This window comes from Paenibacillus sp. F024, assembly GCF_057814255.1.
In genome coordinates this window covers 1-25,864 of record NZ_JBVASZ010000026.1, presented here as the reverse complement: position 1 = coordinate 25,864, position 25,864 = coordinate 1, and the positions used below count along the sequence as shown (strand labels likewise).

The following is a 25,864-nucleotide window of genomic DNA, read 5'->3' as shown; positions in this document are numbered from 1 at the left end:
TTCACCGGCCCCCTTAGAGCAATCGCGTCTCATTCAATAAGTTTTGTTCCAATTGTAGGTTCCACTCCACATGCTCCAGCATCAAACGCCTTGCCAAATCAGAATCCCTTTGACCGACGGCTTTTGCAATACTTAAAAGCTCTTCAGCCGCTCTGCTTCTCAAATCTGGCTCATCCAATTCGGTTAAGGCCAGTGACGCATCAAATAGCGCACCGTAGATTCCGTACATGATGGCGATCCGGATGGAGTTTTGTGAGGCATTGGCTACGTTTTGGTGAAAATTCACGTCCAATTCAACGAGTTCAGCCCAAGTAGATGTCTCGATGAGCGCAGCGTATTTTTCAGCTATGTCCATCAATTCCCGGACTTGCTCGGGCGTTGCTTTTTGGGCCGCCCAATAAGCCGTCTCCGCTTCAAAATTTCCACGGAACTCCACAAGATCAGAAAATGAAGCATCGTGAAATCGAATAAGCGCCTCGATAGATTTAGCCACCTTTGCGGGCTTGGGGGAAGTGACAAACACGCCTCCCTGAACTCCGCGAACGACCTCGACGATCCCGGCTCCCTCCAAAAGCCGCAGCGCCTCTCTTAAAGTGGCTCTGCTGACATGAAATGTGTTGGAAAGCTCCCGTTCATTGGGCAGGCGGTCTCCCGGTTTAAGTAACCCTCCTGTAATCGCTTGCTGAATTTGCTGCGCAATTTCCTCAAACCCTCGGGCAGGACGCACGGCATTAAAAATAGGGTCCAATCCCCTCTGACCTTTGTCCTCCAATGGCTTTATCACCCTCTCTAATGTAAAATGTCTAATGGTCTAACCTTTTACGATTTTATACTACCACTTTTTGGATTTCACCGTCAATTTGAAATTTTTATAAATGTACCGTGGCGTACCGAATGAGAATTTTCGTACATTGGACGGCAGAGAAGAAACGTTTCTTGAGGACATCTTTCCGGAGCTGAGGGGTGGGGGGGAGAAATGATGATGTTGCGGTAAAAGGTCTCCCGTATTTAAAACAAGCGGTTGGAATAGCAGGGGATTTTACCCATCTTTGTTATGTAAATCGGGAATAGAAACTTAATACACCCATGTTTGTGCTTCGGCACCGCGACAAACATGGGTGTATGGTCCCGGGATTGTGCCCGCGACCGCCAATCTGCCTCTACTCGTCCTCCACGACCAATACTCGTTTTCCCATACGCTTGAGCAGGATGGGACCGAGCACCCATAGCAAGGCTAACACCAGAAGCAGGAGAGAGAGGGGGCGGGAGAACAGGATGGAATAGGAGCCATTACTCATAATTAGGGCTTGTCTCAAGGACTGTTCCATCAAAGGCCCGAGTACAATACCCAGAATCATCGGAGCGCCGGGGTAATCGTATTTTTTCATATAATAACCCGCTACCCCAAACCCCAGCATGAGGTACAAGTGAAAAATGTTGCCTGTCACTCCGTAGACGCCGACGACAGAGATGACGACGATGATCGGCAGCAAATATTTTTGCGGGATATCGATAATCTTTGCGAACATCCCGACCAAAGGCAGGTTCAGTATAATAAGCATGATGTTGCCGATGTACATACTCGCTATCAAGCCCCAAGCCACATCAATGTTTTTTTCGAATAGAAGCGGTCCGGGTGTAATGCCGTGAATCATCAAGGCTCCCAGCAGGATGGCTGTCGTTCCACTGCCCGGGATGCCTAAAGTCAGCAGGGGGACCATCGCTCCTCCGCTCGCTGCGTTATTGGCGCTTTCCGGAGCAGCCACGCCCTCAATCGCCCCTTTACCAAACAAATGCTTGAATTTGGACAGTCGCTTCTCCAGATTGTATGACATGAAAGAGGCGATCGTGGCTCCCGCACCCGGAAGCACACCCACGAAGAAGCCCAGCACCGATCCGCGAAGAATAGGCCCGGTTGAACGCCGCAATTCATCCCGGGAGGGCATGATGTTACCGGATAATTGAATCCGCTCGGCTTTTCCGTCTTTCAGTGAAACGATGGTTTGCAGTACCTCGCCCAACGCAAATACGCCAATGGCAACAATCAGAAAATCTATGCCGTCGGTCAAATTGGAAACGCCGAACGTAAAGCGCTCTTCTCCGGACAGCAGGTCTGTGCCGACCATCGACAACAAGATTCCGATGAATAGCGTTAAAAAGGCCTTGTTCATGCTTTTGCCGGCTAATCCCGTTACCGCGCAAAGTCCAAGCAGCATTAACGAGAAATACTCCGGGGGACCGAACTGCAAGGCTAATTTGGCCAGCGGAGGACCCAGAAAGCTCAGCATTACGACACTAAACGTTCCGGCCACAAATGAGCCGATCGCCGCGATGGCCAGCGCCGGTCCCGCTTTGCCCTGCTTCGCCATTTGATAGCCGTCGAGCGTTGTCACGACAGACGCGGATTCTCCCGGCGTATTCAACAGAATGGAGGTGGTGGAGCCTCCGTACATGGCTCCATAATACACCCCTGCCATCATAATGATCGCACTGGTGGGTCCCAAACCGTACGTTACCGGAATCAAAAGCGCCACGCCGCTGATCGGTCCGATTCCCGGCAAAACGCCCAAAAGGGTTCCGATAAACACTCCGACGAAAGCGAGAAGCAGGTTCACGGGTGTAACGGCAACGGAAAACCCTTCAATCAGATTGTTGAAAATGTCCATAGCAACCATCCTTTTAGATAGGTAAAATCCCGGAAGGCAAATTCAGTCCCAGCGCGTGAAAGCCGAAATAAATGGCGGCCGGGAAAAGGATCGAAATGCTCAGAAGCGGGACCCATTTTTTTGCGCCCAGCAGCCATCCGAATGCAAAAATCAGTAAACATCCGCTGAGGATAAAGCCAATCGGCTTAAAGATAAGAAGGTAAAGGAGGATCACTCCGACACTCATCCAGAAGCGGCGGTTCCAGCGGAGGCCGCTTGTTTGATTTTCCGATTTTCTTTGCGCTTGTTTTTGGCTTTCCAAAAATAACAGGACCGATATCAGAATGATGCCATACCCGACCCCCATGGGAAACACCCCCGGACCCAGCTGACCGGCAAAAATCGGCTTGGGGAGCTGGCCGGAAGCATACACGGTTGCCGCTCCAATGATGAACATGGCAATGCTTACGAACCGATCGAACATAGGAACCTCCTTCGGAAAAATGGGGGACGCCGTCCCCCGTATCGGCTGCCGGATTATTTGCTGATGCCAAGCTCCTTCATGATGTCTCCGATTTGTTGGGACTGCTGTTCCAGATATTGAGTGAATTGCTGACTGTTTTTGTAAGCGTCGACCCATTTTTGCTTTTTCAGGATTTCAAGCCATTCCGGCGTTTGGGTCATCTTTTCGAAAGCATCCTCCCAATATTTCCTGGCATCGGCCGGCATGTCTTTGGGTCCGAAAAATCCGCGCCAAATTTCAAAGCTGGCGTCGTATCCGGCTTCCTTCAATGTCGGAACTTCGGAAATCACACCATCCAGCCGCTGCGTGGCCGTGATGGCCAACAGCCGAATCTGCTTGGCTTCCACTTGCCCCAACGTTTCGGAAATTCCGGTGCTGACCAGATCGACATTGTTACCCAATAGAGCCGTCATGGCTTGGCCTCCGCCTTGAAACGGCACATAATTGATCTTTTTGATGTCCACGCCAGCTTTTTGAGCAGCCAGCATAAACGCCAGATGGTCCATCCCCCCGGGCGTTGAGCCCCCGGCCACTTTAACTGATGACGGATCCTGCTTCAGCGCGTCCATCACTTCCTGCAGCGTTTTGTATTTGGAATTAGCCTGTACCGCAAAGCCTGCAAACTCGGAAATGACTCCCGCAATCGGCGTCACGTCTTTAAACGAATATTTGAAGCCCTGCAGTGCGTTTAAAATCATCGGAGGTGAATTGACGAAGATGGTGTACGGATCGCCTACATTATTTTTCATGTAGGATTCCATAAATACCTTGCCGCTTCCGCCTTCGATATTCTCAACAGGAAGCCCGACGGACACAATTTTGGTTTCGCCCAGCACCTTGGACACCATGCGCGCCGTCGTATCCCATCCTCCTCCGGCTCCGCTCGGGGCTACGATTTTGACCGGCTTCTCCGGATACTTCGATGCTGCTTGAGCACCGGTTGGGGTACCGCTGGCGCCACCCTGCTGTGCCGGTTGTCCTCCGCATGCCGCCAGAACAGACGTTAAGGCCACCATCAGTGATATCGATACGATTTTTTTAACCTTCATTGTGGGAACGCCCCCTAAAAATTAAATTTTATTGATACCGCTTACAACAAAGAATGTAATAGCTCTTGCCGCTCTCCATATCCAATGGGAGTAGAGAGTTGCCGAACTCCAGTAAGGCTTATTAGTTGACCAGCTTCTGCTGTCCTGTCGCTTTGGCGTAGAGCTTGGAGCTAGGGCCTGCCTTGAGAACGAAGCTGCCTCCGTCATGGCCGATCGTTTGCTTCACCTCTTTGGCCGCTTCCAATAAGGCTGAAAGGTTAATTCCCGTATCGATTCCCATTTCCGAGAAAGCATCGACAAGATCCTCTGTCGCCACATTCCCGCTTGCGCCGGGTGCATATGGACAGCCCCCTAGTCCCGCAATGGAGCTGTCGAACTCAACCACTCCTTGCTGCAGGGCGGCTACCGCATTGGCAAGAGCCAATCCCCGCGTGTTGTGCAGGTGCATGGAGAAGGTGAAGCTCGGAAATAAACCTTGCAAGCTGCCCAACATCTCATATACTTGCTTCGGATTCCCTACCCCTGAGGTATCTGCCAACGAAACGTCATTGATCCCCATTTGCCGATAACCTTCTATGATCGATATGATCCGTTCGATAGGGACTTTCCCCTCAAACGGGCAGCCGAACGCTACAGCTATGGAGCCGCCTACTTTCACTCCATGCTTAACCGCTAACTCCACCATGGGAAGATGGCCTTCTTGCGCCTCTTTGGTTAAACAGTTCATGTTGGAGAGACTGTGTGAATCGGTAGCGGACAGCATCAGCTTAAACTTCTTAATTCCCGCCTGAATGGCCCGTTGGGCCCCGCGAAGATTCGGGATAAGAGCGCGAAATTGAACTCCCTCCAGATCCTGAACCCGGCTGACGACCTCCTCCGCATCACTTAAATTAGGAATCGCTTTGGGATGAACGAAGGAGGTGACTTCGATATGTTTAATGCCGGTTTTGGCCAGCTCCCGGATAATCCGCACCTTTTGATCCGTGGGTATCCATTCGGGTTCCATTTGAAAACCGTCTCTCGGACAAACCTCCCAAACCGTTACCCGGTCCGGCGTAACCCATGGTTTACCTTCCGCCATTCAAATAACCTCCTTTTTTTTCAACAAGGCAAGCTCATCTGCTGACAAGCCGAGCTCTTTTCCTAAAATGTCTTCATTATGCTCACCCAGCTCGGGTGCACGATGCCGAATGGCCCCGGGGGTTTTGGAAAACTTCGGTACGACGCCCGGCACTTTGATCTTGCCTAATCGCGGATGGTCCACTTCTAATATGTTTTCTCGCGCGTGATAGTGAGGATCATTAAAAATATCTTCAATGCTGTAGATCGGGGAGACGGGGACTCCGCATGCATCCAGCTTTTCGAATAGTTCTTTGTAATCGTATTGACCAATAAAGTCCTTTACGATTTCCTGAAGCTCTGCGTCATGCTGCAGCCGTTCTTTATTGGTAAGATAACGCGGATTGTTCAATAAATCTGTTCGGCCCATAGCTTCCGCAAGACGTTCCCACGTCTTTTCGGTACTGCAAACCAGAACAACCCATTTTCCATCCTTTGTTTGATAAGTGCCGGCAGGACTGGAGTGACTGGTTAAGATCGGTTTTCTTTCTCTCACGATGCCAAGCTGGTCATATTCAGCAATTAAAAATTCCATCATCCGGAACATCCCCTCATACAGCCCCAGCTCGACGACTTGGCCTTCCTTAGGGGAAACGGTTTCCCTATGGATGAGAGCGCTTACGGTGCCGAAAGCAAGAAAGATGCCTGAAACATAATCAAGCAAAGAGAATGATGGGGAAATGGGCGGCCGGTCGGGATAGCCCTGCAAATACGTATAACCGGAAAAAGCGGTGCAAGGTGTCCCGAAGCCGGCCTTTTTAGCATAAGGTCCTGTTTGTCCGTAGCCGCTTTGCCTTGCCATGATGAGCCGCGGGTTGACCTGTTTGAGCACATCATATCCCAATCCCCATTTTTCCAAGGTGCCAGGACGGAAATTCTCGATAAGGACATCAGCAGTACGGATTAATTTCTTAAAGATTCGGCTGCCTTCCTCCGTACGAATATCCAGTGTGACGGAACGTTTATTACGTGAAATGCCCGGCCATCTTAAGGTTTCAGAGCCTTTATAAGGGCCGATTCCACGGAGTGCGTCTCCTTCCCCGGGAAGCTCTACTTTAATGACTTCCGCTCCTAAATCGCCAAGCAGACTGGCAGCGAACGGAGCAGCAATCACGGATGAGGTTTCGATAATGCGAAGCCCGGTCAAAGGTCCAAAATTAGATTTGCTCATGTGCCCCTCCTCAAAAGTTCCTAACGTTTTGGTCCAGCCTTTACATTTGCGAAAGCAGCACCTCTTATTAGTTCCATTCTATGTAACTTAAAATCAAATAATGGAACCTGTTTTTGCCATTATAGCAGACCTATGTATCCTTGTCATCAAAAAAATGGAGTTTGAATCTCAATTTATGGTTGATCGATGCATAATATTGGAATAGTATATAAAGCAATAAGGCAGACAACATATTACCAGACAAACAGATCAATGGCTGATATTTGGGATCACTCAACCGGAATCATGCCGGCCCAATGGGGAGGAATGGGGGTTAAAGCTTGACATATATGAAAGCGAGGCGGAAAAGTTTTGAAAAAGATGATGATGTATCCGGTACATCAGCAGTTTGAAGGAAAATCGGTACCGGATGTAGCTCAGAAGGTTCGCGAAGAACTGCAAAAGGCGGTTTTTCTTCAAGGCCTGCGCCCTGGAGCCAAAATTGCTGTGACGGCCGGAAGCAGAGGAATTAATAGCGGCGTCGACATTCTGCGGACAATCTGCGAGATATTGCGTGCTAATGGAGCCGAACCGTTTCTGGTCCCAAGTATGGGAAGCCATGGAGGAGGAACTCCAGAAGGGCAAAAAGAAGTGCTTAGAGGACTGGGTGTAACTGAAGATGCGGTAGGCGCTCCCATCCATGCGACCGCTGATGTTGTGGAGCTGGGAAGCCTGCCGGATGGAACCAAGGTTTTCCAGAACCGTCTTGCTTATGAAAGTGACGGCATTGTAGTGGTGAACCGGATCAAAACGCATACCTCATTTAAGAGCCGCGTGGAAAGCGGATTATGCAAGATGATGGTGGTCGGTCTCGGCAACCCCGCCGGCGCGGCCAATCTTCACCGTTTCGGAGTGAAGGGTTTAAGAGAATGTATTGAACCTATGGCCAAGGTCGTGCTGTCGAATAGTCCGATAGTTTATGGCATCGGTATTTTGGAAAACGCTTTCGAGCAAACGGCGGATATCGTAGGAATGGAGCCCGGGGACATTCCTCAAAAAGAGGCCGAACTCCTTATTCAATCCAAAACCATGCTGCCGGGGCTGCCCTTTGAACGCTTGGATGTTCTTATTGTAGATTCAATGGGGAAGGGATTTTCCGGCACCGGAATGGATACCAATGTCATTGGACGGCTTCGCATCCATGGTGAGCCGGAGCCAGAATCGCCCCGCATCGAACGCATCGTTGTGCTCGATCTTGCCGAGTCCTCCCATGGTAATGCCAACGGAATCGGATTAGCGGATTTTACTACGCGAAGACTGGTGGATAAGATCGATTGGAAATCCACCTACTTAAACAATCTGTCCTCTACCTTTGTTCAGCGGGCGATGATTCCCATCATTGCGGAGTCCGAGGAAGAAGCTGTCCGGCTTTCCATTCGTTCCCTCGGTGTAAAGGACCCGGAGCAGCTGAGAATTGTCCGGATACCGAATACCTTGCACCTTGAGAATCTGTGGGTGTCCGGTGCGCTGCTTAACGAAGTTCGGGATCTTGAGAAGCTCCGGCTGACCGGAGAGGGCATTGCGCTTTTGGCATCGGATGAACCTATTCATCAATGATCATGAGATGGGACGATGAATTGAAGGAGAGTGGTTCCCCCGAATCATATAATGCCTTTTTTTCTGGAGAGCATTTATCAGTTGCTTTTGAATATTGAAGAAAAGGAGTGAGTTACGGCATCCTTAAGGATGCCTTTTTTTCATCGCGCGGATGCTGGTGAATTAAGAGATTTAATTGTAAAATAGGTTCTATCAAAAAAGCTTTGCATCGTAATTCTGCCGTATGATACGGGAAATTAGAGATGAGGGTAGCCTGATGAATGAAAAAGAAGATGCGAAAGGGATACGAACCGTTCAACGTTCGATAGATATACTAAATTGCTTTACGATAGAAACCAATGAGCTGTCTTTGACGGAGATCGCAAAAAAAATCGATTTGGCCAAATCAACGACTACCCGGTTGTTAGCGACGCTGGAACAAAATGATTTTGTACAGAAGGATCCGAACAGCCTCAAGTACAAGCTGGGTAAAAAAATGTATTTTCTCGGCCATATTGCCGAAATCTCGATCGATATCAAAGAGTTGGCCAAGCCCATTATGGAACAGCTGCGCAATGAATCCAGAGAAACCGTAAGCCTGTATATTATAGACAACCAAGAACGGGTTTGCGTACAGCGATATACAGGCCTCCAGTCCGTGCAGCACATTGTCAACATCGGGGAAAAGCTGCCCTTGTGGGCAGGATCTTCGGGCAAAGCAATTTTGGCCTTTCAATCTCCTTCGTATATTGAATTGATTCTTCGGCATGTGAAATCGAAGGAAGCGCGAACCAAATTAGAAAATGAAATCCCCCTTATCCGAAAGGATCAATGCGCCGTCGGTATAGATGAGAGAACGGCCGGAGTGGCCGGAGTGGCAGCCCCTATATTCAATATCCATGGCCAGGTGTCAGCCAGCATCTGCATTTCCGGTCCGAGTATGCGGTTTACCCCGGAGATTATTGATCAATTCCGTCTTAAAGTAAAATCAGCGGCATTAGAATTGTCCGGAAATATGGGCTATCGGCAGTAAGTCGGAACATAAAACAGCACCCCGTCAAAGCGGGGTGCTGCTGCAATCCATCTTAGCTCATACGATGCTGGTGTTTTTTGTGATGTTTACAAATGATAATGGCTTTTTCACCGGGCTTTAATTTGATCACAAACACTTTTCTTTTTTTATGCATCATGTTTTTCTGACCTCCTTTTAGAGCGATGGTATATATTACGTTCTTCATTCTGATTTTGTATGGATGAAAGACATGAGACAAAGAAACAAAATGGACAATTCGAAAGTCATGGGAGGTTACATGATATGAATAGGCCAACATCGGGGATAGGTGCAGGCCGGGAACATGCCCAAATGCTGGTTGACAGTTATAAGAGGTGGACAGGCAAAGAACTGCTGCCGTTGGAAACAGAAGGAATTTTGGAGGAAAGGCTTTTTCATTGTCCTACCGTCATTTTATCCCATGGAACGGAATCCGATCCCGTATTAAACTACGGTAATCAAGCGGCCTTACAATTGTGGGAGATGGATTGGGAGAGCTTTACCCGAACGCCATCACAGTTAACGGCAGAACCTATGGAACGAATAGCAAGGGAACAATTTTTTGAAATCGTGACGTCCAACGGATTTGTCGATAACTACACGGGCATTCGCATTTCAAGCACGGGGCGGCGGTTTTACATTGTAAATGCTATCGTTTGGAACATTATGGACCGCAAGGAGCAGTATAGAGGACAGGCTGCAGCCTTTACTGAATATCAGTATTGTTAATCGGAGCACCAATCAAACAGCACTGTAACCCGCTCACGGGCTGCAGTGCTGTTTATTTTTAGCCGGAATCAACCATACGTTGCAAACCATGCCGCTACCTCATCCATGGTCTCGCAAATGGCGTCCGGCGCTTCATTCCCGGAGGGGACGGGTTGAAAGCGTGCGTCTCCCTGACGGACCCAAATCGCGCTCATACCCAGACGCTTGGCTGGAATGATATCATTATCGATCCGGTCGCCGATCATGACCGCATGCTCGGGCCGGCACTGCGCTTGTTCGAGAGCCATGCGGAAAAACCGGGGATCGGGCTTCTCCATGCCGGCCTCAGCCGATGCGCAGCAGACGGAGATATAAGGGGCGAAGCCATAAGCCTCAAGTCTTTCAGGTGTTCCGGGTCCCTGATTGGCAATGATCCCGATACGATAGCGCTTGGATAGGGTTTGTAAAAGGGGCAAAGCCGACGGAAACGGGCGCTCCATGCTTTTGCGGTACGCCATGCCCTGCTTGATTTGCGCCCGATGCTCTTCGGAGGGGATCCATGCCTCCATCACACTGCGCATCGGAAACGGGGCGAACTTGCGGTACGCCTCCTGCAGAGCGGCTTGTACCTGCTCGGGACGAAATGTATAACCTAAAAGAGCGGCTTGCTCGATAAATTGACGGATACTTTCGGCTATGGGGGCCGATTCGTCAATCAGCGTTTCCCCAAGATCAAAGAAGATCCATTGGATTTGAGCATTGTTCATGATCAGGCCTCCTGTATTTTTACGGAGTATTGCATAAAGCCGGTCCGGTTGTCAAGCTTAGTCATACCTCTGCTTTAAAAATACAGCCGAGGATAGCCTGGGCCCACATTATCGACTACTTCGATCTGGATTCCCTCCACATCAGATAAATAAAATAAGGGACGCCGATCATCGCAACGATCAAGCCCGCCGGAATCTCTACCGGAGGGATGAGCCCCCGGCCGATGGCATCTGCCGTAAGAACGAATATGGCCCCTATGATCCCCGATACGGGGATGAGCAGCCGATGCTTTGCTCCGATGATTTTTCTGGCAATGTGCGGACACACCAGTCCTACAAAACCGAGCGTACCCACCGCCGCCACGGAAGCCCCCGTCATCCCGACGGCAAAACATAACAGCAGCAGCCTTATCATTTGCACGCGAACTCCAAGACCGGCAGCGACCGTATCGCCTAGATGGATCAAATCCATTTTTACAGCCATGATCCATGAGAGGGGCGCAAGGAAGACAGTCCAGGGAAGAAGCTCGAGCACCTGATCCCAGGTCCTGCCCCAGAGGCTTCCATTGAGCCAGATTAATGCGGAATTCACATTAGGGTTGGCTTTGGACACGATAAAGTGAATCCCTGAGGAGCAAAACGCACTAACCGCTATGCCTACCAGGGCAAGCCGCATAGGCTCTACACCGTTGCGAAAAGCAAGCAAATATACGGCAGCCGCAACCACAGCTCCGCCCAAAAAAGCGGAGATGGACAACAGCTCCGGGGACGAGGCTGGAATGAGCAGGGTAACGATGATGGCGGCAAGTCCGGCTCCCGAGGAAATGCCCAGCGTATCCGGAGCGGCTAAAGGATTTTTCATGATCGACTGAACGATCACTCCCGAGATGCCAAGTCCGGCTCCAGTCAGAATGGCCAGAGCAATCCGCGGCATCCGGAATTTCAGGATGATCGAAGCCAGATTGGCATCGCCGATTCCCATCAAGGAGGTAACGATGTCCCATGGGGAAATTTGCGAAGCCCCGATGCCTAAGTTCACCACCGAAAGGCTGATTAAAATCGCCAACAATATCGTCAGCGTTGTTCGGGGCCGTTCTTTCATGACTTGGCGTTTGGTGCTTTGTACGAATGAACTCATCCCTTATCCCTTCCTTTTACGTCTTGCCAAATAAATAAAGTAAGGACTTCCAAGCAGAGCGGTGACGACACCTACCGGCACTTCATAAGGAAATACGACCAAACGGGATAGATTATCGGCCAATACGAGTAAAACCACACCCATAATCGCGGAAAAAGGCAGTATGATCCGATAGTCTGTTCCGACAAAGTATCTCACGATATGAGGGACGATCAATCCGACAAAGCCGATGGGACCGGCTATAGACACGGAAATTCCTGCAAGAACGATGATGACGATCGAAGTCACCCCGCGAAGCAGCTTAATGCGCTGACCCAGCCCGCGGGCGACGTCCTCGCCAAGGCTTATGATCGAAGCCGATTTACCCAGCATAAACGCTATCGTTAATGCTCCGATACTCCAGGGCAATAGCACCATCACGCTGCTCCAGTCTTTGCCTGAAACCGAACCCGCAAGCCAAAACAAAAGAGATGCTGTTTTTTGATCGTTGAAGACAAGAAGGGTTTGCGTAATGGACATCATCAAGGCCTGAATCGCCACCCCTGCAAGCGCCATTTTGACCTCTGTATGGCCCCCCTTCATTGAGGCGGCTAAAGTGTACACGGTTAGTGCAACGAATGCAGCGCCGGCGAAGGCCCCAAAAACCAAACCGAGCCCGTTTAAACCGGGCAGCATCAGAGTCAGTATCACTACAGCGGCAGAGGCGCCGGCATTCATTCCAAAGATACCCGGAGATGCTAATGGATTTCTTGTAAGAGCTTGCATTAAAGCGCCGGCAACGGCCAGATTAGCTCCTACTAAAGCGCAGACGATAGCCCGGGGAATTCGGATATTGCGTAAGACCAAATGCTCCTTGGAGCCGTCAAAATAAAAAACGGAATCCCAAACGACGGATAAAGGTACGTTCACGGATCCGATCCGCATGGAGATGAACAACGATATGAGCACAACGATCAGACTGGATAAGGACAATCGGAACAGGTTAAGTGGCAAACGAAGCGCGCTCCTTCCAGTAAAAAGAGCAGCCGATCCAAGATCGTCTACTCTTCAAGAATTAATTTGATGACAGAATCAGCTGTTCCGTCTCATTCAAGATTTTATCCGCGCCTTCCAGACTGCGGCGAAGGGACCACAAAGTGACGTCGACCTCATACACTTGATGATTCTTAACCGCTTTTAAAGATTTCCATAAAGGATCGTTAGCCCAGCCGGGAATAGAAGACTTCCCGTCCACCGTTTTCATTAATATGAGGATATCCGGGTCCGTTTCTACGATCTGCTCAATGGTCATCGTGACACTAAATTCCCCGGTATTGTTCTTTAATGCGTATGTATATCCGGCAGCTTCCAATAAGCCAGGCGTGTAAAACTGAAGTGTGCGAACGTTGAAGGTTTTGTCTCTTTCTGCGGTTAAGAGAACGCTTGGGTTCCCCTGGACCTTTTGTTTTATTTCGTTGACCTTAGCTCTGTGAGCTTGAAGCAGTTTTTCCGCTTCAGAGGTTTTATCCACTGCGTTCCCAATCACGATGATAGAATCCAAGATATCCTGATAGGTTCCATTTAAGTTCTTCACTGCAATGGTCGGAGCGATAGCCGTCAATTCCGCATAAGCGTTCTTATGGCGGTCCGCATCGGCAATAATTAAATCCGGCTGAAGCGTTTGGATGATTTCTAAGCTTGGCTGGGAGCGCGTTCCAACGGATTGATAGCCTTCAATTGCTTTTCGAACCTCGGGGTCGATCAGATTGGGCTTTTGGTCGTCAGCGACCCCGATCGGCTTCAGACCGAGAGAAAGCAGAGTATCGATCGGCCCTAATTCCAAAACCACAATCCGCTGCGGATGACCTTCAATCCCTGTTTCTCCTAGCGCATGATGAACCGTTCGTACATCGCTTGATGAGCCATTAGCTTCCTTCGTCCCGTTAGTTTGGCTGCAGCCCAATAGAGCGGTACCCAGCAAAGATAAAATCATGAAAAGCTTAACCGGTTTGCGAAATCTCACCTTCAATATCCTCCTTATGTGTTTATATTCATGCGATTCCATGTGGAATGAAAAACGGAACCGATAGGTATTCGGTATGTAAAATAGGGAATAGAAATCACCTACAGCACAATTGATATTAATTCTCATTATCAACAAGGAGCAGTTTAGCATAAACATTGACAATAATCAATAATGAAAATCATTATCAATTAGATTATTTCAATTATTTTTTTATAACAGGATGAAAATAGGTTGTTGGATTTTTCACACAGGTTTTATTCAAAAGGAAAGAAAGCAGCTGCTTTTATGATCTCTATAAAGAGTCCCCCACCCTTATAAATGGGTTGGCGGATTAGAGTTCATGTCTAGTATTTACCGCTTCATATTATTTTGACAAAAAGAAAGGATACGATTGACACCTCATCTTGTCTGGTGCTAATATACTCACCATACCTAGTAAGCTTATCGGAATTATAAGTTAAACGACCGGACGACCGGAGCACTTCAATCATCTTAGGCATAAGCTCATAGATGATTAGCTGATAACCTTAATATAAGTATTACTTATAAAACAGGAGGGTTTTCCTTATGATTCATTCTAAAATTAAAGTGCTCCGGTCTTTTGGCAAGTTTTCCGTGTTAAGTGTATTGGCCTTATCGCTGGTCGGGCTGACAGCTTGCGGGAGCTCAGCATCCCCCAATAATGCCGCAAGCGGCGGTACGGCAGCGGCAGGCGGAAAAAGCCAATCCGCGTCTAAGCCTCCGGTTGAGCTCTTGAACGTATCCTACGACCCTACGCGAGAGCTGTATCAGGAATACAACAAAGCCTTCGCTAAGCATTGGCAGGATACAACGGGTCAAACGGTTACCTTTAAGCAGTCCCATGGCGGTTCCGGCAAACAAGGACGGTCGGTGATCGACGGTTTGGAGGCCGATGTCGTCACCTTGGCGCTGGCATACGATATCGATGCGATTCAACAGAAAGGGCTTATACAGGAGGGCTGGCAAAGCAAGCTGAAAAGCAACAGCTCCCCTTACACCTCAACCATTGTATTTCTGGTGAAGAAAGGCAATCCAAAAGGCATTAAAGACTGGGAGGATCTGATCAAGCCCGGCGTACAGGTCATTACGCCGAATCCTAAAACTTCAGGAGGTGCGCGTTGGAATTATCTTGCCGCCTATGGATATGCCTACAATAAAAACAATAAAGACGAAGCCAAAGCCCAAGAATTCGTGAAGCAGCTGTATAAGAACGTTCCGGTGCTTGATTCCGGCGCCAGGGATTCCACCACAACCTTCGTACAGCGAGGAATCGGCGACGTACTGCTTGCTTGGGAGAACGAAGCCTTCCTTTCCATCAACGAGTTCGGTAAGGATAAATTCGAAATTGTAGTTCCGTCCATGAGCATTCTGGCTGAACCGCCTGTGGCTGTTGTTGATAAAGTAGTCGATAAGAAGGGCACCCGTGAAGTGGCGCAGGCTTACTTGGAGTACTTATATTCGGAGGAAGGGCAAACGATTGCCGCCAAAAACTATTATCGTCCGCGATTAGAGTCGGCAGCCAAACAATATGAACATCAGTTTCCTAAGCTTAACCTGCTTACGATCGACGATCCGCTGTTCGGGGGCTGGCCAAAAGCGCAAAAAACTCATTTCGCCGATGGCGGCTTGTTTGATCAGGTTTACAAACCATAATGAAAAAACGTAACCTGACGGACAATTTCATGAATAGAAATTGTCCGGACAGGGTCCGGCTTGAGGAGAGAAAGAACAATGGCGAAGAGCTTGAAAAAACGCAGTATGATTCCGGGATTTGGATTATCTATGGGTTATACGGTGATGTATCTAAGCTTTATCGTACTTTTTCCATTGTCTGTCATATTTATCAACACGTCCGGGATGGGATGGGAGCCATTTTGGCAGACGGTTACCGATCCGCGCGTGGTCGCTTCTTATAAAGTAAGCTTTGGAACAGCGCTTGGGGCGGCATTCGTTAATACGGCGTTTGGATTTGTTGTTGCCTGGGTGCTTGTTCGTTACACGTTTCCCGGAAGAAAACTTTTAGACGCCTTGGTCGATCTGCCGTTTGCTTTGCCTACGGCGGTGGCCGGTATAGCATTAACGACGATCTATTCTCAAAACGGATGGATTGGAAGTCATTTGGAGCCTTTAGGAGTCAAGATCGCCTTTACGCCTCTCGGCATCATGCTTGCCCTTACTTTTATCGGTATCCCGTTCGTTGTAAGGACGCTTCAACCGGTCATTGAAGAGCTGGAAAAGGAAGTGGAAGAAGCGGCTGTCAGCTTGGGGGCCAATCGGTGGCGGACGTTTCGCAAGGTCATTTTTCCCGAGCTGCTGCCGCCGTTATTAACCGGGTTTACGCTTGCCTTTGCAAGAGCCGTGGGTGAATATGGCTCGGTGGTATTCATCTCCGGTAATATGCCGATGAAAACGGAGATTGCCCCACTTCTTATTATGACAAAGCTGGAGCAGTACGATTACGCAGGCGCGACAGCGATTGCCCTGGTCATGCTGGTTATCTCCTTCTTGATGCTTCTTGTTATCAATTACTTGCAATGGCGAACGAACCGGCATACTACGACGGCATAAGGGAAGAGGAGGGGTAACACATGGCTGGATATGTAACCACCGCTGTAAAGTCAAATCCGTCTGTTGTTTCCAGACCCCGTCATATCACGGAGCCACCGCTGGTAAGAGGGATACTGATTTTGATTGCAGTGCTTTTTCTTGGAGTTCTATTGATATTGCCGTTGATCAGTGTATTTGTAGAAGCTTTTCGCAAGGGATGGGAGGTCTATTCCGCAGCTTTGATCGATCCGGACGCCGCCGCCGCCATCCGCTTGACCCTAACGGTGGCGGCCATTGCCGTACCGGCCAATCTGATTTTCGGAATTGCGGCTGCCTGGGCCATTACGAAATTTAATTTTAAAGGAAAGAACCTCCTTATCACATTCATTGATCTTCCTTTTGCCGTGTCCCCTGTGATCGCGGGCTTGATTTACGTTCTGTTGTTTGGCGCCAACGGATGGTTTGGCCCTTGGCTGCAGGAGCATGATATCAAAATTGTCTTTGCGCTGCCGGGGATCGTACTGGCCACGATATTCGTTACGTTCCCGTTCGTAGCCAGGGAGCTGATTCCTCTCATGCAGGCCCAAGGCGTACAAGAGGAGGAAGCGGCGGTAACACTAGGGGCCAAAGGCTGGCGAATCTTCTGGAAGATCACTTTGCCGAATATCAAATGGGGTTTGCTGTACGGGATCATTTTGTGCAACGCCAGGGCGATGGGAGAATTCGGCGCAGTATCGGTCGTATCCGGACATATTCGAGGCTCGACGAACACCATGCCGCTGCATATTCAAATTTTGTATAACGAATATAATTTTGCGGGGGCTTTTGCCATGGCGTCGTTATTAGTGCTGTTGGCTCTAGCGACGCTTATTCTAAAAAGTGTGATGGAGTGGAAATTTCAACATCAGCCGGGTATAGAAGGGAAGTAGTCCGTATGCATATTGTTGCCAAACACTTGACGAAAAGCTTTGGCAGCTTTGTAGCCACCAAAGATGTCAGCTTTGAGATAGAAAAAGGTCAATTGATCGGTTTGCTGGGCCCAAGCGGTGGAGGGAAGACAACCATACTCCGTATGCTGGCCGGACTGGAGGAGCCGGATGAGGGAGACATTCTGTTCTTTGGAGAGAAGGTAAATTCCCTGCGGCCCCAAGAGCGGGGGATCGGGTTCGTATTTCAAAATTATGCTCTATTCCGGCACATGAACGTATACGATAATATCGCATTCGGATTAACCGTTCAAAAACGGACGAAGGCACAGATACAGGCTCGAGTGAAAGAGCTGGTTGAGCTTATCGGATTAAAGGGGATGGAAAAGCGGCTTCCTCATCAGCTGTCCGGAGGACAGCGCCAGAGGGTAGCTTTTGCCAGAGCGATTGCGCCGGAGCCGCAGCTCCTGCTGCTTGACGAACCGTTTGCAGCCATCGACGCCAAAGTACGCAAGGAGCTGCGTACCTGGCTTAAAGAGATGATCGATCGGCTGGGGATCACGACTATTTTCGTAACCCATGATCAGGAGGAAGCGGTCGAAGTAGCGGATCAAATGCTGATTATCCATCAAGGACGCCTTGAGCAGCAGGGTACACCGCTTGAAATTTACCAAAAGCCCCGCACCCCATTTGTCGCCGGCTTCATAGGCGAATCAAATCAGCTCGGTGATATATCGAATTTGAAAGGGTTTGAGACGCAGGCGCTTCAAGGAGCTCAAGCGATTATTCGTCCCGAATTTATCGAGATTGGTTTGCCGGGAGAATTGGCGTATCCCTCCGCTGCGGAAGAAGGTGCAGTAAGGAATGTCTATTTTCGGGGCACCAATTGGCAGGTGGAGGTTGACGTGAGGGGCCAAAGGCTGTTTGGGTATCGTTCTTTGGAGCTGCCGACACTCCATTCTGGAGACCGGGTGCAGGTATTGATCCACCGAATTTATTTCTTTGATGAAGACGCAGGGGTCACTTTAGAAAACAGCCTTAAGAACGACCCCATGCCGGTACACATCTGAATCATTAGAGGAAGAGTTGTCGAGGCTTCGGCGGCTCCTCCCATGTAAAACTTGGGAGCAAGTAATATAAATAAGACGGAGGCTGGTAAGCATGGCGAAGCCGCTGGATGTGGATGAGCTTTGGACCCATCGTATCATTCAAAGCGTTAACGGGCTAGAATATGGCACGGTACAAATTGTTGTTCATGACGGCAGAATAGTCCAGATCGAAAGAACGGAGCGCAAGCGTTTCGAATCGGACCATGCTGTCTCTGGTAAAGCTAATTCGCAAAAACCGGAGAGAACCAATGAATTCAAGAAACCGAAAGTCTACCGGACTACGGGAGACTTCCTCTAAACGCCGGCTTCTGTGCATAGGCTAGTAAGGAAGTTATTTTTTCTTAATATGAATGGAAAGGGAGTGTAGGCTATGCCCAAAATAGCCATAATTTCAGGAAGTCCGACCGCAGGCTCACGTTTGAACGGAGTGCTTCAAACTATACAATCTCATCTGTTGAGTGATGGACTGGATGCAGAGCGGATTGACGTCCGCAGCCTCCCGCCGGAGGACTTGATTTATACGAAGTTCGACAGCCCGGCGATCATTGGAGCCAATGAGATCATCCATCAGGCCGATGCCGTTGTGGTGGCTACGCCGATTTATAAAGCCTCGTATACGGGAGTGCTCAAAACCTTCCTCGATCTGATTCCTCAAAAGGGCTTGGAAGGAAAAGTCATTCTCCCCGTGGCCATTGGCGGTACGCTTGCTCATCTGTTGGCTTTGGAATATGCGTTAAAGCCTGTACTGTCCGCATTGGGAGCGAGGATTCAATTCGCAGGGGTGTTTGCTTTGGATTCTCAAGTCAAACGTAATGAGGACGGCTCCTTCGAGCTGGCTGAGGAGCTGGAACAACGCTTGATAGCGGCCGTAAAAGAGCTTATTCAAGAGGTCCGGCATAGGGCCGCCTAAAAGCATATCGGCATCATGGTTAAGGATATGGATGCTTCAATCCGATTCTATTCGGAAGTCCTTGGTTTGAGCATGGCAGGCAGGGTAACATTGGATGATGGTGTGGAGCTTGCATTTCTTTCCTACCCCGGCAGTGAAAACATCCAAGTGGAACTGATCGGTGCGGGGCACGACGATAGGGGACCCGTTCGCGGGTCTTTTTTTGTTGACAAGTGATAATGATAACCATTATCATTAATAATACAATGATATTGAGAATCATTATCATTGTATTGAGCATTTCCTTTCGTCTTATTTATTACATAACAGATCCCGATGAGACCAAGAGCCATTGCATATTTCATAACATTTTGAGGAGGACGCTGGTAATATGGCTACCATTCTTATGGTTTTTGCAAGCATGACGGGGAATACAGAAGAGATGGCGGATGCGATTGCCGAAGGGATCCGCGAGGCGGGGGAGGAGCTTGTCATCAAGTCCGTCCTGGATACAAACGCGAACGAGCTGGAAGCGTACGACGGTATCATTTTGGGCGCGTATACTTGGGGGGACGGCGAGCTGCCGGACGAATTCCTCGATTTCTATGAGGAGATGGAAGAGTATGCACTCAACGGGAAGAAAGCAGCGGTCTTCGGCTCCTGCGATTCCAGCTATGCGCAGGTCGGCGCGGCGGTAGATGTTTTGGTGGAGAAGCTGCGTGGGCGGGGAGCGGAGGTCGTGCTGGACGGACTGAAGATCGAACTGTCTCCGTCCACGGATGAAAAAGAGCAATGCAAAGCTTTCGGAAGCCGCTTTGTAAAGCTGATGCGATGACAGGAGGGGGAATCGGCATGCTGCAATCCCAAGCGGAGCTCCCGGTCGGAGGATTATCCCGGTTGAAAGACTATGAAATCGAAGCCTGGCTGCGCTCTCCGGATGAGTATCGCAATATTTATGTACTGGGCAAGCAGCCGGCATCCCCGAACTGGCGGCAGATGGCCCAATATGCGGTCAACCATGTGTAGAACGACTGCTGCATGATTCCGGCGGAGCAGCGCAGTGCGGCCGCCATTTTGAAACGTATTTATGAGCGTTGGAAAATAAACCCTGAGTTATTCGAATCCAAGGTTCATTATGTGACCGTGCTTGCTGCGGTAACCGACCGGCTGTTAGCGTATTTTCTCTCAGACCCGATGGATATGGAGCCTTCGCTTCTTTTTGAAAGCTTTACCGCGGCCATTCCGGAGCTGCAGCTGGAATTGTCGATGACTTTTCAGATTGCCCATTGGACAAGAGAGGGTCTGCATATCCAAAAAATCGTGGTAGACGAGGATCCTGTTTTATGGAATGGCTGCGTTCAGCTGATGACGCTATTTAGCCGCAGCGGGTTTGGCGGGCTTCCGGCCAAAATCGAATGGATCGGACTGCTGTCGGGCAAGCGAAGGGTATATTACCCCCGCGAGGAAGACTTGGCAGGAGCCATAGAATACATGAAATGGGTTCGCGGCGGAATGGAAAAACGGCATTGGGATCCGCATCATTTGTCGGAGGAGGGACGACTATGGGATTGTTATACGACGCCGTCCATTATCCAATGAAGATCGGGGGAAATCGCAAGCTTTCTCTCCCTGCTCTGCGTATTTCTTGCCTGGCCTGCTTGGATGACAGCCGGATCGCTGCGGCTACGTTCGGGCAAGGCTCGTACGTTCTATCCGCGGACGGGGAATGGGAGGTTATGAATTCCGGCCTGCCCGAACGAACGGTGACCTACCGCCTGCAGGCACAGGATGGAATAATCAATGCGGCCACCGATCGTGGGCTATGGGTTTGGAGAAGCGGTGCCTGGCATCCGACGGAGCTGACAATGCCTTGCTATCAGATTTTACAGGGAGGCTTCATTCTGGCGGCTACGGCGATCGGAGTAATGCAGTATGCCGACGACCGCTGGGAGTTGTCCGCTTTTCCCAATATGGCGGTATATGATTTGCTGTCCTCACCTCAATTCCTGTATATCGGATATGCAAAGGGGATTGCTTATTATGATGTATTGACCGGACAATGGCACGAGTTTCACATCGGTGCTCCAGTGACGTCTTTGGCGGTTTGCCAGGGCCGATTGCTTGGTGTGACGTCCAGGGGAGAGCTGGTTATAGGAAATAAGCGCGGCGGATTTTCAATCATTCGTTTTGCGGATACGTTTTTTTACCGGTGGGTGCAGGCAGGAGCTCATATCCTGGCCTGCTCGAGCAGCGGCTTGTATAAGCTGGTGCTGGAACAGGAGAAGCCGGTGCTGTATTCGATCGGAATTCGAGGGGCCGTTACGGATGCTGTAGAGGCAGGAAACCGGTTGGTGGTGTCCACGCTTCATTACGGGCCGGTCAGTCTTCCCTTTTCCTGATGCTTCACGTAAAATAAATACACAATCATGCGGCTATACCTGAAGCTTACTTCATACAATGGAATAGCCTAAGGAGGGGTGACACATGTCTAATCCAATCCATCCCGATATTGAGCTGGGACCGGTTCACATCCGAGTGAGCAGCCTTGATCGATCGCTTCCGTTTTACCGGGAAGTCATCGGGTTTAACGTTCTGAAGCAAGAGGGCAAGACCGTGGAGCTCACGGCAGACGGACGAAAGCCGCTGCTGGTGCTGGAAGAGTCGGAGAACGCTGTCGCCATGCCCAGAAGAACGCATACCGGCCTGTATCATTTTGCGATTTTGCTGCCCGATCGCAAGTCGTTGGGCCTGGCTCTGCGCAATCTGATCGAGCATCAAATTCGGATCGGCTCTTCCGACCATCTGGTAAGCGAGGCGCTCTACATCGACGATCCGGATCATAACGGGATCGAAATCTATAGGGACCGGCCGAGAGAGACATGGAAGCGCGATGCCCAAGGCGAATATCTCATGGCTGTCGATCCCCTCGACGTGCAAGGCTTGTTGAAGGAAGCCGGGGACGATGTCTGGTCGGGTTTGCCGGCAGGAACGAAAATCGGGCACATCCATCTCCATGTTGCGGATTTGGAGCGGACCAGGCAGTTTTATTGCGACATATTAGGCTTTGATCAGACGGCTCATTACGGGAACGGAGCTCTTTTTGTATCGGCCGGAGGCTACCATCATCATATTGGATTGAATACCTGGGCGGGAGTCAACGCACCCGCACCGCCTGCGAATGCCGCCGGTCTGGACTTTTTCACCGTTGTTGTTCCGGATGCCGAAGAGATGAAGGCGATTCTGAACCGGCTGGAGCAGGCCGGAATCACAGCCGACAAACAAGAGAACGGCTGGTTTGTTCAGGACCCTTCGGGGATTCGTATTCGCTGGGTTATTAGCTGAAATAGGAAGAAGGCTGAGATCACCATGGGTGAATCCAGCCTTCTTTATTTCTTATTTATCAAACAAATGCTTGTATTGTCCGTAGCCTTCCTCTTCCAATCGATCCGCCGGAATAAAACGAAGCGCGGCGGAATTGATACAGTAGCGCAGGCCGGTCGGCTCAGGGCCGTCTTCAAACACGTGACCGAGATGAGAATCGGCCTCTTTACTGCGGATTTCCACCCGAATCATATTGTGGCTGACATCGATGTGCTCGGATACACCGCTGTTCTCCAATGGCTTGGTGAACGAAGGCCAGCCGCAGGCCGAATCAAATTTATCGAGGGATGTAAATAATGGCTCGCCCGATACGATATCGACATATAGTCCTTCCTCTTGATGATTCCAGAACTCATTGCGAAACGGGGGTTCCGTACCGTTGTTCTGCGTCACCTCATATTGCATCGGTGTGAGGCGCTGTCTTAATTCCTCGTCCTTCTTTTTGTCCTTCCACTGCTCTCTAATAAACTTCTCCCGGCCTGAGCCGGCGAAATAAGCTTTATAGCGAACCGGATTCGTCTTGTAGTAATTCTGGTGATAGTCTTCCGCCGAATAGAACGGTTTAGCCGGCAGGATCGGAGTGACGATCGGCTTTTGAAAACGTCCGCTTGCCGCAAGCTGCTGCTTGGATTGCTCGGCCAATTGCTTTTGCTCTTCGTTATGATAAAAGATCGCCGTCCGGTAGGAATCGCCGCGGTCGGCGAATTGGCCTCCCGCATCCGTAGGGTCGATCTGTTTCCAGAACAGGTCCAGTAAACGCTCATACGGAAATACGGCCGGGTCGAATGTAATTTGGACGGCTTCATAATGCCCCGTCGTATCCGAGCAGACTTCCTCATAGGTAGGGAACTCGACGTGACCGCCCGTATAGCCTGATACGATCTTCACAATTCCCGGCTGTTCGTCAAACGGCTTCACCATACACCAGAAGCAGCCGCCGGCAAATGTTGCTAACTCCAGTGGTTTGTTTACATCGGTCATCTATTCTCATCTTCTTTCATGTTTAATAAGGTGCGGCTCCAACCAACAGCTTCTCTACGATAACGGGAAGCATCCGGATGGTGTCGCTGCATGATCCGAAGGTTTGGCTTGCTGCGTAGGTTCCTTCGATCCATAGCGCAAGGGAATGGGCTAATAGCATAGGATCGGCCGCATTCATCGCTTTCGTTAAGTCGGTGAGCTTCTGAATAAGCGTGTTTTTGTGAGCAAACACCAATTGGCGCGCGGGATGCTCCGGATCCGGGAATTCAATGGCGATATGGTTGAAGCAGCACCCGCGATAGCCATTAACGGAAGCTCGGCCGGCCAAATCCGTAAAGAACTGAATGATTTGCCGTTTGGGCTGACGGGGATGTTTGGCAAGACTGGACTCCCAATCCTCCCAAAATTGTTTGCTTTGCCTCTCCAAATAGGCCAGAATCAAATCGTCTTTGGAGGAAAATTGACGGTACAGGCTCATTTTGTTCATGCCTGCCCGTTCCACAACCGCGTCCACGCTTACCGCACGGATGCCTTCTTGATAGAAAAGCTCACCGGCGGCCTGAAGAATATATTCCTGGGCTTGAGCGCTCGGAACCCGTTTTCTTTTGGTGAAAGCCGGTTCCGGCTTGGGATTAAGGTTTGTCATAGAGGTCTCCTGCGCTGCTACGCTTTGCTAAGCTCCGCCACGATCTCATAGGAACGCAGCCGGTCGGCATGGTCGAAAATCTGGGCGTTAATCATAATTTCATCGATTTGAGTCGCTTCGATAAACGCCTGCAGCTTTTCTTTCACGGCCTTCGGACTGCCTATGAACGATAACCGGAGCTTCCCCTGGACCGCAGCTTTCTCGTATTCGCTCCAAAGATCGTCCATACGGTCCACCGGCGGCTCCAATGGAGCCGCAAAGCCGCGTATCTGCTTCAAAGACCTCAGCTGCTGAGTGGTGGCCAAGCGGTAAGCCTGTTCGTCCGTATCGGCTGCGATGACATTGACTCCAACCATAGCGTACGGTTTGGAGAGAACTTCCGAAGGACGGAAGGATTGCCGGTACAATTCCAGAGCGGGCCGCATATAGTCCGGAGAGAACTGGCCGGCAAAGGCGAACGGCAGCCCGAGCAGTCCGGCAAGCTGGGCATTAAAACCGCTTGAACCGAGCAGCCATATGGGGATATTCAATCCTTCTCCCGGAATAGCGCGGACAGGTTGAAGCTGAGACGGATCCGCAGGGGTACGAAGGTAGGCGCGGAGCTCGGCCAGCTGTTCAGGGAAATCTTCGCCGCTGCTCCCAAGGTCACGGCGAAGGGCGCGGGCGGTCACCTGATCTGTGCCCGGCGCCCGCCCCAGACCCAGATCGATACGGCCCGGATATAAGGATTCCAGCGTGCCGAATTGCTCTGCAATCACCAGAGGCGAATGATTCGGGAGCATGATTCCGCCGGAGCCGACACGAATCGTCGATGTCCCGCCGGCTACGTAGGCGATTAATACAGACGTTGCCGAGCTGGCAATGCCGGCCATGTTGTGATGTTCAGCCAGCCAATAACGACGATAGCCCCACTTCTCTACATGCCGGGCGAGATCCAGACTCCGGCGGAAGGAATCGGCTGGTGTACCGCCGGCGATAATGGGCGACAGATCGAGAACCGATAAAGGGGTGTCTTTAAGCCCCTTAGGGGTTAATCCTTCATCTGAAAACGGCTTGGACATGCGGTAGCCCTCCTTCTTGCCGTACATCCATCTTATCTAAATGGGATTAATGTTACTATTCGGTAACAATGTTAGTTGTATCATACGTTTGGATGAGGCGCATGTCAAGCAAAAACAAGCAGGCGTGGGGGCAAAGTTTCGGAGAATAAAGCACACTTATTGATTGGATCAAGCCCTTGCGAACGGCTGTCATTGCTCAATAGTATCTAATTTGTTACTTCTCAACTTAAAAGTGCGTACTTCCATTTTTGAAAAAACGGGCCTACAATGAAGCATGTCTTCTACAAGGCATCACAGTTCCTGGCCGGGGCTATAAATTAACAAAAGCACCATCGTATATTCCATTGGCTTACAAACCAAAAATACAAATAATAAAAGCAGGACGAGGGAGAGAAACAAACATGAAATTACAATTAGCTTTGGACTTGGTAGATATTCCGGGAGCAAAACAACTGGTAGCGGAGGTTCAAGACCATATCGATATCGTAGAAATCGGTACGCCGGTTGTCATTAACGAAGGACTCAGAGCGGTAAAAGAAATCAAGGAAGCTT

29 protein-coding genes are annotated in these 25,864 nt (G+C 50.0%); 16 read left to right on the top strand and 13 right to left on the bottom strand.

Translation table 11 applies throughout. From position 1 onward, the window contains the following. Nucleotides 1-13 precede the first annotated feature (13 nt). The 6 genes from ACZYR9_RS21110 to ACZYR9_RS21085 form a co-directional block, all read right to left on the bottom strand. Entirely contained in the window at nucleotides 14-772 is a 759-nt protein-coding gene (locus ACZYR9_RS21110; protein ID WP_488980431.1) for a FadR/GntR family transcriptional regulator, read from the bottom strand. Between the two features lie 388 nt (nucleotides 773-1,160). Further along, the gene (locus ACZYR9_RS21105; protein ID WP_488980430.1) at nucleotides 1,161-2,666 is read right to left on the bottom strand and encodes a tripartite tricarboxylate transporter permease; all 1,506 of its coding nucleotides are present in this window, start codon (nucleotides 2,664-2,666) and stop codon (nucleotides 1,161-1,163) included. A gap of 13 nt (nucleotides 2,667-2,679) precedes the next feature. Beyond that, nucleotides 2,680-3,129, bottom strand: a complete 450-nt coding sequence (locus tag ACZYR9_RS21100) for a tripartite tricarboxylate transporter TctB family protein (protein WP_488980429.1) — start codon at nucleotides 3,127-3,129, stop codon at nucleotides 2,680-2,682. A gap of 53 nt (nucleotides 3,130-3,182) precedes the next feature. After that, entirely contained in the window at nucleotides 3,183-4,217 is a 1,035-nt protein-coding gene (locus ACZYR9_RS21095; RefSeq protein WP_488980428.1) for a Bug family tripartite tricarboxylate transporter substrate binding protein, read from the bottom strand. A 121-nt stretch (nucleotides 4,218-4,338) separates the two neighbouring features. Next, nucleotides 4,339-5,298 carry a hydroxymethylglutaryl-CoA lyase gene (locus ACZYR9_RS21090; RefSeq protein WP_488980427.1) on the bottom strand — a complete coding sequence of 320 codons (960 nt, stop codon included), beginning with the start codon at nucleotides 5,296-5,298 and terminating at the stop codon, nucleotides 4,339-4,341. Beyond that, nucleotides 5,299-6,507 carry a CaiB/BaiF CoA transferase family protein gene (locus tag ACZYR9_RS21085; protein WP_488980426.1) on the bottom strand — a complete coding sequence of 403 codons (1,209 nt, stop codon included), beginning with the start codon at nucleotides 6,505-6,507 and terminating at the stop codon, nucleotides 5,299-5,301. 360 nt (nucleotides 6,508-6,867) lie between these two features. Between ACZYR9_RS21085 and ACZYR9_RS21080 the strand changes: the two genes are divergently transcribed. The 3 genes from ACZYR9_RS21080 to ACZYR9_RS21070 all read left to right on the top strand — a co-directional run bounded on the left by ACZYR9_RS21080 (nucleotide 6,868) and on the right by ACZYR9_RS21070 (nucleotide 9,862). Continuing rightward, on the top strand, nucleotides 6,868-8,103 hold the full coding sequence (locus ACZYR9_RS21080; RefSeq protein WP_488980465.1) for a nickel pincer cofactor-dependent isomerase, group 22: 1,236 nt from the start codon (nucleotides 6,868-6,870) through the stop codon (nucleotides 8,101-8,103). Between the two features lie 256 nt (nucleotides 8,104-8,359). Then, on the top strand, nucleotides 8,360-9,115 hold the full coding sequence (locus tag ACZYR9_RS21075) for an IclR family transcriptional regulator (protein ID WP_488980425.1): 756 nt from the start codon (nucleotides 8,360-8,362) through the stop codon (nucleotides 9,113-9,115). Nucleotides 9,116-9,397: 282 nt separating this feature from the next. Next, entirely contained in the window at nucleotides 9,398-9,862 is a 465-nt protein-coding gene (locus ACZYR9_RS21070) for an MEKHLA domain-containing protein (RefSeq protein ID WP_488980424.1), read from the top strand. Nucleotides 9,863-9,930: 68 nt separating this feature from the next. Here the strand turns inward: ACZYR9_RS21070 and ACZYR9_RS21065 are convergent, their stop codons facing one another. The 4 genes from ACZYR9_RS21065 to ACZYR9_RS21050 form a co-directional block, all read right to left on the bottom strand. Then, entirely contained in the window at nucleotides 9,931-10,608 is a 678-nt protein-coding gene (locus ACZYR9_RS21065; RefSeq protein ID WP_488980423.1) for an HAD family hydrolase, read from the bottom strand. A 115-nt stretch (nucleotides 10,609-10,723) separates the two neighbouring features. After that, on the bottom strand, nucleotides 10,724-11,746 hold the full coding sequence (locus tag ACZYR9_RS21060; RefSeq protein WP_488980422.1) for a FecCD family ABC transporter permease: 1,023 nt from the start codon (nucleotides 11,744-11,746) through the stop codon (nucleotides 10,724-10,726). Nucleotides 11,747-11,749: 3 nt separating this feature from the next. After that, nucleotides 11,750-12,739: a FecCD family ABC transporter permease gene (locus tag ACZYR9_RS21055; protein ID WP_488980421.1), complete on the bottom strand. Its 990-nt coding sequence runs from the start codon at nucleotides 12,737-12,739 to the stop codon at nucleotides 11,750-11,752. A 61-nt stretch (nucleotides 12,740-12,800) separates the two neighbouring features. Continuing rightward, the gene (locus ACZYR9_RS21050) at nucleotides 12,801-13,718 is read right to left on the bottom strand and encodes an ABC transporter substrate-binding protein (protein ID WP_488980464.1); all 918 of its coding nucleotides are present in this window, start codon (nucleotides 13,716-13,718) and stop codon (nucleotides 12,801-12,803) included. A 600-nt stretch (nucleotides 13,719-14,318) separates the two neighbouring features. Between ACZYR9_RS21050 and ACZYR9_RS21045 the strand changes: the two genes are divergently transcribed. The 12 genes from ACZYR9_RS21045 (at nucleotide 14,319) to ACZYR9_RS20990 (ending at nucleotide 22,585) form a co-directional block, all read left to right on the top strand. Further along, the gene (locus ACZYR9_RS21045; protein ID WP_488980420.1) at nucleotides 14,319-15,425 is read left to right on the top strand and encodes a sulfate ABC transporter substrate-binding protein; all 1,107 of its coding nucleotides are present in this window, start codon (nucleotides 14,319-14,321) and stop codon (nucleotides 15,423-15,425) included. Nucleotides 15,426-15,503: 78 nt separating this feature from the next. Next, entirely contained in the window at nucleotides 15,504-16,340 is an 837-nt protein-coding gene (gene cysT / locus ACZYR9_RS21040; protein ID WP_488980419.1) for a sulfate ABC transporter permease subunit CysT, read from the top strand. Between the two features lie 20 nt (nucleotides 16,341-16,360). After that, nucleotides 16,361-17,248, top strand: a complete 888-nt coding sequence (cysW, locus tag ACZYR9_RS21035) for a sulfate ABC transporter permease subunit CysW (RefSeq protein ID WP_488980418.1) — start codon at nucleotides 16,361-16,363, stop codon at nucleotides 17,246-17,248. Nucleotides 17,249-17,253: 5 nt separating this feature from the next. Next, nucleotides 17,254-18,315, top strand: a complete 1,062-nt coding sequence (locus ACZYR9_RS21030) for a sulfate/molybdate ABC transporter ATP-binding protein (protein ID WP_488980417.1) — start codon at nucleotides 17,254-17,256, stop codon at nucleotides 18,313-18,315. A 91-nt stretch (nucleotides 18,316-18,406) separates the two neighbouring features. After that, nucleotides 18,407-18,652, top strand: a complete 246-nt coding sequence (locus ACZYR9_RS21025) for a YezD family protein (RefSeq protein WP_488980416.1) — start codon at nucleotides 18,407-18,409, stop codon at nucleotides 18,650-18,652. Nucleotides 18,653-18,724: 72 nt separating this feature from the next. Next, on the top strand, nucleotides 18,725-19,264 hold the full coding sequence (gene ssuE / locus ACZYR9_RS21020; protein ID WP_488980415.1) for an NADPH-dependent FMN reductase: 540 nt from the start codon (nucleotides 18,725-18,727) through the stop codon (nucleotides 19,262-19,264). A 15-nt stretch (nucleotides 19,265-19,279) separates the two neighbouring features. After that, the gene (locus tag ACZYR9_RS21015) at nucleotides 19,280-19,480 is read left to right on the top strand and encodes a VOC family protein (RefSeq protein WP_488980414.1); all 201 of its coding nucleotides are present in this window, start codon (nucleotides 19,280-19,282) and stop codon (nucleotides 19,478-19,480) included. 154 nt (nucleotides 19,481-19,634) lie between these two features. Then, nucleotides 19,635-20,078, top strand: a complete 444-nt coding sequence (locus ACZYR9_RS21010) for a flavodoxin (RefSeq protein WP_488980413.1) — start codon at nucleotides 19,635-19,637, stop codon at nucleotides 20,076-20,078. 17 nt (nucleotides 20,079-20,095) lie between these two features. Then, nucleotides 20,096-20,269, top strand: a complete 174-nt coding sequence (locus ACZYR9_RS21005) for a hypothetical protein (protein WP_488980412.1) — start codon at nucleotides 20,096-20,098, stop codon at nucleotides 20,267-20,269. 12 nt (nucleotides 20,270-20,281) lie between these two features. Next, a complete protein-coding gene (locus ACZYR9_RS21000) occupies nucleotides 20,282-20,842 on the top strand; it encodes a hypothetical protein (RefSeq protein WP_488980411.1) in 561 nt (186 codons plus the stop codon). Beyond that, nucleotides 20,806-21,642: a hypothetical protein gene (locus ACZYR9_RS20995; RefSeq protein ID WP_488980410.1), complete on the top strand. Its 837-nt coding sequence runs from the start codon at nucleotides 20,806-20,808 to the stop codon at nucleotides 21,640-21,642. The genes ACZYR9_RS21000 and ACZYR9_RS20995 overlap by 37 nt, the downstream gene beginning before the upstream one ends. Before the next feature lie 85 nt (nucleotides 21,643-21,727). Beyond that, nucleotides 21,728-22,585, top strand: coding sequence for a VOC family protein (locus tag ACZYR9_RS20990; RefSeq protein WP_488980409.1), 858 nt, complete (start codon nucleotides 21,728-21,730; stop codon nucleotides 22,583-22,585). A gap of 51 nt (nucleotides 22,586-22,636) precedes the next feature. Here the strand turns inward: ACZYR9_RS20990 and msrA are convergent, their stop codons facing one another. From msrA to ACZYR9_RS20975, 3 genes are read right to left on the bottom strand one after another with little or no spacing between them, the layout of a single operon-like run. Continuing rightward, a complete protein-coding gene (gene msrA / locus ACZYR9_RS20985) occupies nucleotides 22,637-23,605 on the bottom strand; it encodes a peptide-methionine (S)-S-oxide reductase MsrA (RefSeq protein WP_488980408.1) in 969 nt (322 codons plus the stop codon). Nucleotides 23,606-23,627: 22 nt separating this feature from the next. Then, nucleotides 23,628-24,251, bottom strand: a complete 624-nt coding sequence (locus ACZYR9_RS20980; protein ID WP_488980407.1) for a TetR/AcrR family transcriptional regulator — start codon at nucleotides 24,249-24,251, stop codon at nucleotides 23,628-23,630. Nucleotides 24,252-24,268: 17 nt separating this feature from the next. Next, the gene (locus ACZYR9_RS20975) at nucleotides 24,269-25,312 is read right to left on the bottom strand and encodes an LLM class flavin-dependent oxidoreductase (protein WP_488980406.1); all 1,044 of its coding nucleotides are present in this window, start codon (nucleotides 25,310-25,312) and stop codon (nucleotides 24,269-24,271) included. Between the two features lie 401 nt (nucleotides 25,313-25,713). Here ACZYR9_RS20975 and ACZYR9_RS20970 point away from each other — a divergent pair. Further along, on the top strand, nucleotides 25,714-25,864 hold a 151-nt coding region (locus ACZYR9_RS20970; RefSeq protein WP_488980463.1), incomplete at its 3' end, for an orotidine 5'-phosphate decarboxylase / HUMPS family protein.